Annotated in this window: 9 protein-coding genes, 3 tRNA genes and 1 pseudogene; 8 read left to right on the top strand and 5 right to left on the bottom strand. The window is 72.8% G+C overall.

What is annotated here, in order from left to right:
- From GSF22_RS26270 to GSF22_RS26260, 3 genes are all read left to right on the top strand, one after another.
- On the top strand, positions 1 to 393 hold a 393-nt coding region (locus GSF22_RS26270), incomplete at its 5' end, for an aminotransferase class I/II-fold pyridoxal phosphate-dependent enzyme (RefSeq protein ID WP_208816412.1).
- Positions 381 to 1,121, top strand: a complete 741-nt coding sequence (gene bioD / locus GSF22_RS26265) for a dethiobiotin synthase (RefSeq protein WP_208816411.1) — start codon at positions 381 to 383, stop codon at positions 1,119 to 1,121. The genes GSF22_RS26270 and bioD, both read left to right, overlap by 13 nt.
- Positions 1,122 to 1,219: 98 nt before the next feature.
- Positions 1,220 to 1,804, top strand: coding sequence for a hypothetical protein (locus GSF22_RS26260; RefSeq protein WP_208816410.1), 585 nt, complete (start codon positions 1,220 to 1,222; stop codon positions 1,802 to 1,804).
- A 17-nt stretch (positions 1,805 to 1,821) separates the two neighbouring features.
- On the opposite strand, the gene GSF22_RS26255 is transcribed toward GSF22_RS26260, so the two are convergent.
- Both GSF22_RS26255 and GSF22_RS26250 read right to left on the bottom strand, forming a co-directional pair.
- Positions 1,822 to 3,018, bottom strand: a complete 1,197-nt coding sequence (locus tag GSF22_RS26255; protein ID WP_208816413.1) for a cytochrome P450 — start codon at positions 3,016 to 3,018, stop codon at positions 1,822 to 1,824.
- 1 nt (position 3,019) lies between these two features.
- Positions 3,020 to 3,688 (bottom strand): class I SAM-dependent methyltransferase, encoded by a 669-nt coding sequence (locus tag GSF22_RS26250; protein WP_208816409.1) that lies wholly within the window; start codon positions 3,686 to 3,688, stop codon positions 3,020 to 3,022.
- 136 nt (positions 3,689 to 3,824) lie between these two features.
- On the opposite strand from GSF22_RS26250, the gene GSF22_RS26245 reads away from it, so the two are divergent.
- Complete coding sequence (locus tag GSF22_RS26245; RefSeq protein WP_208816408.1) at positions 3,825 to 5,003, top strand: alkane 1-monooxygenase; 1,179 nt, start codon at positions 3,825 to 3,827, stop codon at positions 5,001 to 5,003.
- A 31-nt stretch (positions 5,004 to 5,034) separates the two neighbouring features.
- On the opposite strand, the gene GSF22_RS26240 is transcribed toward GSF22_RS26245, so the two are convergent.
- Positions 5,035 to 5,616 carry a TIGR03086 family metal-binding protein gene (locus GSF22_RS26240; protein WP_208816407.1) on the bottom strand — a complete coding sequence of 194 codons (582 nt, stop codon included), beginning with the start codon at positions 5,614 to 5,616 and terminating at the stop codon, positions 5,035 to 5,037.
- Between the two features lie 42 nt (positions 5,617 to 5,658).
- Entirely contained in the window at positions 5,659 to 6,261 is a 603-nt protein-coding gene (locus GSF22_RS26235; protein ID WP_208816406.1) for a TetR/AcrR family transcriptional regulator, read from the bottom strand.
- Positions 6,262 to 6,974: 713 nt separating this feature from the next.
- Here GSF22_RS26235 and GSF22_RS26230 point away from each other — a divergent pair.
- The 4 genes from GSF22_RS26230 to GSF22_RS26215 all read left to right on the top strand — a co-directional run bounded on the left by GSF22_RS26230 (position 6,975) and on the right by GSF22_RS26215 (position 8,285).
- A tRNA-Gly gene (locus tag GSF22_RS26230) sits at positions 6,975 to 7,047 on the top strand.
- A 33-nt stretch (positions 7,048 to 7,080) separates the two neighbouring features.
- Positions 7,081 to 7,151 (top strand) — tRNA-Cys (locus GSF22_RS26225).
- Between the two features lie 14 nt (positions 7,152 to 7,165).
- Positions 7,166 to 7,240: transfer RNA gene (locus GSF22_RS26220), tRNA-Val, on the top strand.
- Positions 7,241 to 7,385: 145 nt separating this feature from the next.
- Entirely contained in the window at positions 7,386 to 8,285 is a 900-nt protein-coding gene (locus GSF22_RS26215) for a glycoside hydrolase family 16 protein (protein ID WP_208816405.1), read from the top strand.
- Positions 8,286 to 8,318: 33 nt separating this feature from the next.
- On the opposite strand, the pseudogene GSF22_RS26210 reads toward GSF22_RS26215, so the two are convergent.
- Positions 8,319 to 9,019 (bottom strand): annotated as a pseudogene (locus tag GSF22_RS26210) (hypothetical protein); the annotation flags it as partial.

Here is a 9,019-nt window from a genome sequence, read left to right as displayed (position 1 = left end):
CACCTGGTGGACACCGGTCGTACCTTCATCTTCGACACCGCGCTGCCGCCGGCGGTGGCAGCCGGGGTGCTGGCGGCGACCGGCCTGGCACGGGAGGGTGATCCGCTGCGCGACGAACTGGCCGGACGGGCCGCCCTGGCGGTGGCCCGGTTCCGCGCGGCCGGGTTGCCGGTCTCCACCCCGTCGGCGGCGGTGGTGTCGGTGACCGCGCCCGGACCGGAGGCGGCGGTGAGCTGGGCGGCCGACTGCCGGGCCCGGGGCGTGGCGGTGGGCTGTTTCCGGCCGCCGTCCACCCCGGACACCCGGTCCCGGTTGCGGCTGACGATCAGTGCGGGAGTGGCACGGATGGACTTCGAACGGGCGTTGGACGTGATCGTGGAGTGTGCGCCGTGAGCGCCCCGGCGTGGCGGGGCCCGGTCCTGGTCACCGGTACCGACACCGGGGTGGGCAAGACCATCGTCACAGCGGCGGTCGCGGCGGCGGCCCAGGCCGCCGGGCTGCGGGTCGCGGTGGTCAAACCCGGCCAGACCGGTACGGCCACCGGGGAGCCGGCCGACGCGGACACCGTGGAGCGGCTGGCCGCACCCACCACCACCCGCACCCTGGCCAGCTTCCCCGAGCCGCTCGCCCCGCTCACCGCGGCCCGGGTCGCCGGGCTGCCCCCGCTGGAGCTGTACACGGTCGTCGACGAGGTCCGCGCCGAAGCCGACAAACACGATCTGGTACTCGTCGAAGGGGCCGGCGGCCTGCTGGTACCGATGGGGTTGCGGCCGTCCGGGGAGCCCTGGACCCTGGCCGACCTGGCCGTGTCGCTCGGCGCGCCGGCCGTCGTCGTCGCCCGGGCCGGTCTGGGCACGCTCAACCACACCGCGCTGACCCTGGAGGCCCTGGACCGCCGGGCGGTACCGGCCGGCGTGGTGCTCGGCGCCTGGCCCGCCGAACCCGAACTGGTGCACTGGGCCAACCTCAGCGAACTGGTCCCGCACCTGAGGGGCGCGCTGCCCGACGGGGCCGGTCGGATGGACCCGGGGGTGTTCCGCCGGTCCGCGCCCGGCTGGCTCACCCCGGCGTTGTACGGCGTGCTCGACGACTGGCGGGCCTGGGCGGAGGACGTGCAGTGAGTGGCACGAATCCAGGATTCGGGGGATGACGGGGATCTCTACCGTGTGACACGTACCGTCCGGTGCGTGCCGGCGGTCCCGTCTGGCGAGGAGCGACCATGCGTGTCCCAGTCCTGCCCCGTGCCGTTGCCATCGCCGTCGGCGGCCTGCTCGCCGTGACCGGCTGTACCGTCGTCACCGGCCCTTCCAGCTCCGGCGGGTCGGCACCCGCGCCGTCGTTCGACAGCCGGGTCGGCGACGGCGGCGGCCCGACCGCCGAACCGACCACCGGGGGCACCGGCAGTTCCGGTGGCACCGGCACCGGCGGTACCGGCAACTCCGGTGGGCAACCGGCGCCGAAGCCGTCGAGCGCCGCTCCGAACGGCCCGATGATCAGCTACTTCCGGGTACGCCAGCAGCCCTCCTGCCCGGCCGGCACGAACCTGAACCCGATCCCGGGTACCCCGGTGGTGCTGGAGTGGAAGGTGACCAACGTGGACACCGTGGCCCTGTCGGTGGACGGGCCGGGCGTCTACGGCGACAACTACCCGCCCACCGGCACCGAGACGATCAACTTCCCCTGCTCCGGGTCACCGGGGGACACCCAGCGGCACACCTACCGGCTGACCGTGACCAACGCCCACGGGAAGACCGCCAAGACCATCGAGGTCACCGCGAAGGTGAACGAGATCGCCCAGGTGTGACCGGGCCGGGTGCCGGATCAGGCCGGGTTGCCGCCCCGGCCCCGGTCCCGCCGGATCACGAAGGCGTCGGGCATCCGGAAGGAGAGGTTGTCCGGGCACCACGGTGGGCGTACCACGACCGCGTCGGTGAGCAGCGGGGCCGCCTCGGTGACCACCACGGCCGCCTCCATCCGGGACAGTTGCGCCCCCACGCACCGGTGCGCCCCGGCGCCGAAGGCCAGGTGCCGGCGGGAGCCGGGCTGTCCCGGGCGGAACGCCGCCGGGTCGGCCACCACCGCCGGATCGCGGCCGGCGCGGGCCAGCCAGAGCACCACGGGAGTCCCGGCCGGCACCGGGGTACCGGCCAGCGTGGTGTCCACCGCGGCCACCCGGCGCCAGGTCACGATCGGTGGTTCCAGCCGCAGCCCCTCCTCCACCACGTCGGCGACCGGCACGGTACCGGCCCGCAGGCCGGCCAGGACCGCCGGTTCACCGGTCAACCGGTGCAGCAGCAGGGTGAGGAACTGCGAGGTGGTCTCCTGACCGGCGACCAGCAGGAAGAACAACGCGCCGACCACCACGTCGACCGGGTGCCCGTCGGCGCGCAGCCGCGCGGCCAGACCCCCACCGGTCGCCGCGAAGTCCCGCAGTACCCGGTGGAAGCGCCCGACGGTCGCCGCGAGGGTGACCTGCCGGTCGTGGTCCAGGGGTGCCCAGAACAGCTCCAGTGCGGCCCGGGAGAACTCCTTCACCGTCGCGGTCTGCGTCGCCGGCAGCTCCACCATCCGGGCCAGTACCCGCAGCGGCAGGTCGGCGGCGAGGTCGGCGTACAGGTCGACGGGCTCCCCGGCGTCGAGGGCGGCGGCGAGCCGGTCGACCCGCGCCCGGACCAACCCGGTCAGCCAGGGCTGCTGCGCGGCGACCCGGGCCGGGTGCAGCGCCTCGGCGACGATGGCCCGGATCCGGGGGTGACTGGCGCCGCCGTTGTTGGCCAGGGTGGGCGGCAACCGGAACCGGTGTCCGGCCAGTACCCGCAGCGCGGCCACCGGGATGGGGGTGACCGCGTCCAGGGCGTTCTCCGGCCGCCAGGTCACCGGGTCGGCCAGTACCTGCCGGACCAGTGCGTGCCGGGTCACCACCAGGTGCGGTACCCCGAGGTGGTCGGTGACGGTGGCCAGGTCCGGCCACGGGTCCGCGACGGGGCCGCGCCAACTGGTGAAGAGCACGGCGGCCAGGCTACCCAGCGGCCCGGCCGGGGCCGGCGACCAACTCCCACACGGTGGTCCGCTTCACCCGTACGCTCTCCAGCGCCGGCGGGACCGGGACGTCGTAGGCGGCCAGTTCGGTGAACCGGTTGCGGGGCAGGAAGGCCCGGCCGGGATCGCCGACCAGCACCCGCGCCCCGCTGCGGGCGGCCCGCAGCAGGAACCGCAGCACCCGGTTGGCCATCGCCTCGCTGTAGAAGACGTCCCCGGCGAGGACCAGGTCGGCGTCCCCGGCGTCGCCGTCGAGCAGGTCGGCCAGTTCCGCGTCGACGCGTACCCCGTTGGCGTCGGCGTTCAGTGCGACGGCCGCGACCGCCCGGGGGTCGATCTCGACGGCCCGGACCGACGCCGCGCCGGTCCGGGCGGCGGCGATGGCGACCAGCCCGGACCCGGAGGCGAGGTCGAGGACCCGCCGACCGGCGACCACCTCGGGGTGGTCGACCAGGTACCGGGCCAGCGCCTGACCGCCGGCCCAGGCGAACGCCCAGAACGGCGGGGGCTGCTCGCTGCGGAACTCGCCCTCGGTCAGCTCCCACAGGCCGATCGGTTCGTCCGCCTGGTGCAGGCGGACCTCGGGGACGAAGGCCACCGGGGCGAGACGGGCGTGCAGGCGGACGAAGGCCGTGGCGATGTCGGACACCTGCCGGATTCTGCCCCCCGCACCCGGGGCGGTGCCCCGCAGGGGCATCGGCGTTCTCTTTACAAAAAGATCGACCTTGTAAAAACGAGGGGGGCGTGCCACGCTCGGGACATCGACGAGCGATCGGAGGTCGGCTATGGCTGTGGACCCTGCCCCGACCCGGGGGACACCCGGCTGGCGCGACCCCCACCGGGCACTCTGGCCGCTCGCCCTGCTCGTCCCGGTGCTGCCGTTCCTCGCCTACCTCACCTGGCGCGGCACCGGCGCGGCCGGCGCCTGGTGGCTGACCCCGGTGGTGGTCTTCGGGGTGATCCCCGTGGTCGACCTGCTGGTCGGCGACCACCGGGACAACCCGCCCGAAGAGGCGGTCCCCGCCCTGCAACGCGACGGCTACTACCGGTGGCTCACCTACCTCTTCCTACCCGTGCAGTACGCCGCCCTGGTGCTCGGCTGCCACCTGTTCACCACCGCCGACCTGTCGCCGCTCGGGACGGCCGGGCTGGTGGCGACCCTGGGCGTGGTCAACGGCATCGCCATCAACACCGCCCACGAACTCGGTCACAAACGGGAGCGCCTGGAACGCCGGCTGAGCAAGGTGGCGCTCGCCCCGACCGGGTACGGGCACTTCTACGTCGAACACAACCGGGGACACCACACCCGGGTGGCCACCCCGGAGGACCCGGCCAGCGCCCGGCTGGGGGAGAGTTTCTGGGCGTTCTGGCCGCGTACCGTGCTCGGCAGCCTGCGGTCGGCCTGGCGGCTGGAGACGGCCCGGTTCCGGCTCCGGGGCCGCAGCCCGTGGACGTACCGCAACGACATCCTGAACGCCTGGGCCATGACGGTCCTGCTGTTCGCCCTGCTGACCGTCGCCTTCGGTCCGGCGGTACTGCCGTTCCTGCTGCTCCAGGCGGTCGCCGGGTTCTCCCTGCTGGAGGTGGTCAACTACCTCGAACACTACGGGCTGGCCCGGCAGCGGACCGCCGCCGGACGGTACGAGAAGGTGGACCCCCGGCACAGCTGGAACAGCGACCGCACCGTCACCAACATCTTCCTCTTCCAGTTGCAGCGGCACAGCGACCACCACGCCAACCCGCTGCGCCGGTACCAGGCCCTGCGCACCTTCGACGAATCCCCGCAACTGCCCGCCGGGTACGCGACCATGGTGGTCTGCGCGCTGGTGCCGCCGCTCTGGCGACGGGTCATGGACCACCGGGTGCTCGCCCACTACGACGGCGACCTGAGCCGGGCGAACGTCGCACCCCGGGCGCTGGCCCGGCTACGGGCGGATTTCGGAGACGCCGGCGTCGCCCGCTGACCGGCGGGTCGGTCGCCCACCCGGTCAGCGGTCAGTCGCCCGGCGCCCAGTCGGGGTCCCGGCCGAACGCGGCGATCAGCCGGTCCTGTTCGTCCGCGTCGGCCGCCACGTCCACCCCGGGGCGGACCAGGTGGCCCTCCTGGTAGTCACTGACCCGCTCGGTGAACCAGCGCGCGCACTCCTGGACCGCCGCCGGATCCAGGCGGGGTTCCGCGCCGATCGCCACGGCGAGGTCCCAGCCGTGGATCAGGTGCTCGGCGACGAGCTGCTGGACGTACTCCCGGGACGGGGTGTCCCCGGCGGAGAGGTGCACGGTGCGGTCCAGCGCACCGGGGGCGGCCACCGCCTGCTCGGCCTGTGCCACCGCGTCCCGCGCCGCCCCGGCCGGATCGGCGCCGAGCTGGTCACCGGCGAACCGGTCACCGACCGACTCGATGGTCTCCCCGGCGAGCAGCGGCACCACCCAGCGGTCCTCGCCCACCACGTGGCCGACCAGGGTGCGGACGTCCCAGTCCGGGCAGGGGGTCGGATCCGACCACTGTTCGGGGCGCACCTGGCCGACCCGGTCGGTGAACTCGGTCAGGCTGCGCCGGTACGTCTCGATCAGGTCCATGGGGCGGTTCTTCCCGCCGGTCGGCCGGTTACGCCCGCGCCGTCAGTCCAACTGGGCGGGGTCCAGCCCGAGTTCCCGGGCTGTGGTCAGGCGCACCCACTCGGCGAACTGTCGACGCGAGATGACCCTTTCGTGCACCGCGAGCTGCACGGCCAGGCCGTCGAGGATGGCGTTGATCCGCCAGGCGGCCCCGGCCGGGTCCGCGCAGTCGAAACTCCCGTCGGCCACCCCGGCCGCGATGACCGCCGCCAGGTCCTCGCGTCGTCGCAGGTCGAGCCGGCGGGAGACCTTCTCCAGTTCGGGGGTACGCAACGACTCCGCCCAGCCGTCGATCCGCATCGCCCAGGCCGCCGGTCGACTGCTGTGCGCGTAGAGCTTGAGCAGCCGTTTCAGCTTGGTCAGCGGGGGAGCGCTGGACCGGGCCACCGCGTCCAGGCGGGCCAGATCCTGCTCGGCGGCGTACGCGAACGCCTGCGCGAGCAGTCGCTCCTTGGTGGCGAAGTGATAGAAGACCAACGCCTGACTCACCCCGGCGGCCTGGGCGACATCCGCGGTGCGGGTGTTGGCCAGACCTCGTTCCACGATCACGTCACACGCGGTGCGCAGCAGGGCATCCAGGCGGATCTCGGCCGCACGTCTCGTCACGCGGCTACCGTAACCTATTCACGTGAGTACGGGGAGTGACCGTCCCTGGGGTATTGGTTACGGCATGGTCGGACATCAGACACCATGTGGGTTGTTGACCAGGATCAGGTGGGTAGCGGAGATCCTGCCGGTTCGGAGACTTGTGGGTGTCATCGGAGGCTGAGGTCTGCCAGGCCCCAGGTGTCCCCGTCGCAGCCCGGCTGCGCCGCCCCGTCTGCCCGTCCCGCCTGCCCGCCCTGGTGGCCCGGGTGTCAGCGGTGGGTGGCGGGCGGGCGCCGGCTGTACGCGTCCGTGACGGGGTGGAACGCGCTGTCGAGCTGCGCCATCCGTGCTGTCGCCGACGGTGCCCGGTCTCGACCCGACGGCGCCCGGTACGAGGCTGCCGGTCAGCGTGCGTGACCGGATTCGGGTGCGACGGGGCAGGGGGTCAGGTTCCTAGGATGCCTACGGGAGGTGTGGTGCTCCTCCGGAGGCCGGCCAACCCGATGCGTAACCGGCGCAGCTCGACAGCCTGGAAGAAGGTCCCCACCATCGACCCCGCCGGGAATGCGGGTCCGGTCCGCCGGAAACGGGGTCGCGGACACCTGGCTCACGTCGTCCGCCGGCACTGCGGGTGCCTGGCCACCGGCGGCGCGCCGGGGGACCCCCGATTTGGCACATGCATCGGGCCTCGGCTAAAGTTCTCACCTGTCACCGGGAAGTGCCGGAGACAAGCGGACGTAGCGCAGCTGGTAGCGCATCACCTTGCCAAGGTGAGGGTCGCGGGTTCGAATCCCGTCGTCCGCTCGGAGATGCCGCCACGATAGCGGGGGCAACCTCGGTGGAGTGGCCGAGAGGCGAGGCAACGGCCTGCAAAGCCGTGTACACGGGTTCAAATCCCGTCTCCACCTCGGCAACATTGCGAGGGCGATTGGCGCAGTGGGAGCGCGCTTCCTTGACACGGAAGAGGTCACTGGTTCAAACCCAGTATCGCCCACCAGGTCAGAGGACCTGTCCGGACACCGGACAGGTCCTCTGTTCGTTTCCACGGCACCGGTCCGGCGGACACCGCGCTGACCGGGCCGCGACGGGGCAGGCGATGATGGACCCCGACGACCGGTCCGTTCGGGGGAAGGAACGAGACGTTGCGGCTGCCCGCCTCCACCCGCCGCAGACACCTGGTGCTGCTCACCGCCGGGCTGCTCGGTCTGACCGTGGCCGGCTGCGGCACGGCGCCACAGTCCACGGTGGCCACCGGGGTGCCGTCGGCCGCACCGGAGAGCACGTCGGTGGCCCTGCCCGGACAACTCACCTGGTCCGACGAGTTCGACGGTCCGGCGGGCAGCCCGCCCGACCCGGACCGGTGGGGGTACGACCGGGGTGGGCAGTGGAACCGGGAAGAGTTGCAGTACTACACCGACAGCCCGGAGAACGTCGCCCTGGACGGGCAGGGCAACCTCGTCATCACCGCGCTGCGGGACGACTCCGGCAGTCGGGTCTGCCGGGACGGGCCGTGCCGGTTCACCTCGGCGCGGTTGAGTACCGCCGGCCGGTTCAGCCAGCTCTACGGCACGTTCGAGGCCCGGATCAAGCTACCGGTGGAGGCGGGTCTGCTCCCGGCCTTCTGGATGCTCGGCGACGACATCCGGACCGCCGGCTGGCCGGACTGTGGCGAGATCGACGTCGTCGAACACCCGGGTGAGGCGGTGGACACCGTCCACGGTGGCGTGCACGCGCCCGGCCACTCCGGTGGCGCCACCTTCTCGCTGCCGCAGGGGCGGTCCTTCGCCGACGACTTCCACACCTTCACGGTGCGGTGGACACCGGAGGCGATCAACTTCTTCGTCGACGGGGTCTGGTACGGCCGGCGGACCCCGGAGCACACCGGCCCGGCGGGTTGGGTCTTCGACCAGCCGTTCTTCCTGGTGCTCAACCTCGCCGTCGGTGGCGAGTGGGCCGGGCGGCCCGCCGACCGTACCCGGTTCCCACAGCGGATGATTGTCGACTACGTACGGGTGCACAGCTGGGACACCAAGCCGCAGTAGGCGCGGCCCGGTGCCCCCGTCACCCGGAGACGCTCAGCTGTACCGCTGCCAGACGTCGCGCATCGGTTCCCACTTCTGGTCGAGGCCGTCGTTCCAGTTGGCCACCAGGAAACCGCTGACCGGGGACTTCGTGTCGTCCCACCACACGCCGGCGAAGAGCCGCCCGTCCTCCAGCTTGAAGCCGTACTCGATGTAGTTGCCCTCGGCGTGCCCGGAGGTGCTGCGCTTCGTGGCCGGGCCGGCGACCCCGGGCAGCAGCTTGGTGGCGTCGTAGTGCTGGAGCATGTGCCGCTCGCGGGCCTTGTCGCGCTCCTGCGTGGAGACGAACTGGACGAAGTTGACGTTCACGCTGCCGTACTGGCAGGCGATCCGGACGGTCTCGCCGTCGCCGAGCTGCGGCCCGTACGGCTGGCCGTTGCGGACGCAACTGGCCACGTAGGGCAACCAGGACTCGGCGAAGGTACGCAGGTCGCCGGTGAACTTCTCGCGGTTGACCGCGAGCTGGGTCTGCTCGTACACGCCGAGCGTGCCGTTCCCGGCGGGCGGGCCGGGCTGCTGCGGGGCGGCCGGTGCCTTGGGGGCGCGCTTCGTGCCGACGACGTACCCGGCCGAGCCGAACAGCACCAGTCCGGCGAGCAGTCCGACGAGGATTCCGGGTACCAGTTTGCTGCGGGGCGGTTTCGGCGTCGGGATGATCCGGGGACCACCCCGGCCGGGGCTGAGCGGGTCGTCGG

Origin of the sequence: Micromonospora echinofusca (genome assembly GCF_017614955.1) — a bacterium.
In the GTDB taxonomy this organism is placed as follows: domain Bacteria; phylum Actinomycetota; class Actinomycetes; order Mycobacteriales; family Micromonosporaceae; genus Micromonospora; species Micromonospora echinofusca_A.
Note: the sequence above shows the minus strand (reverse complement) of the source record. Positions and strands in the feature narration are given on the sequence as shown.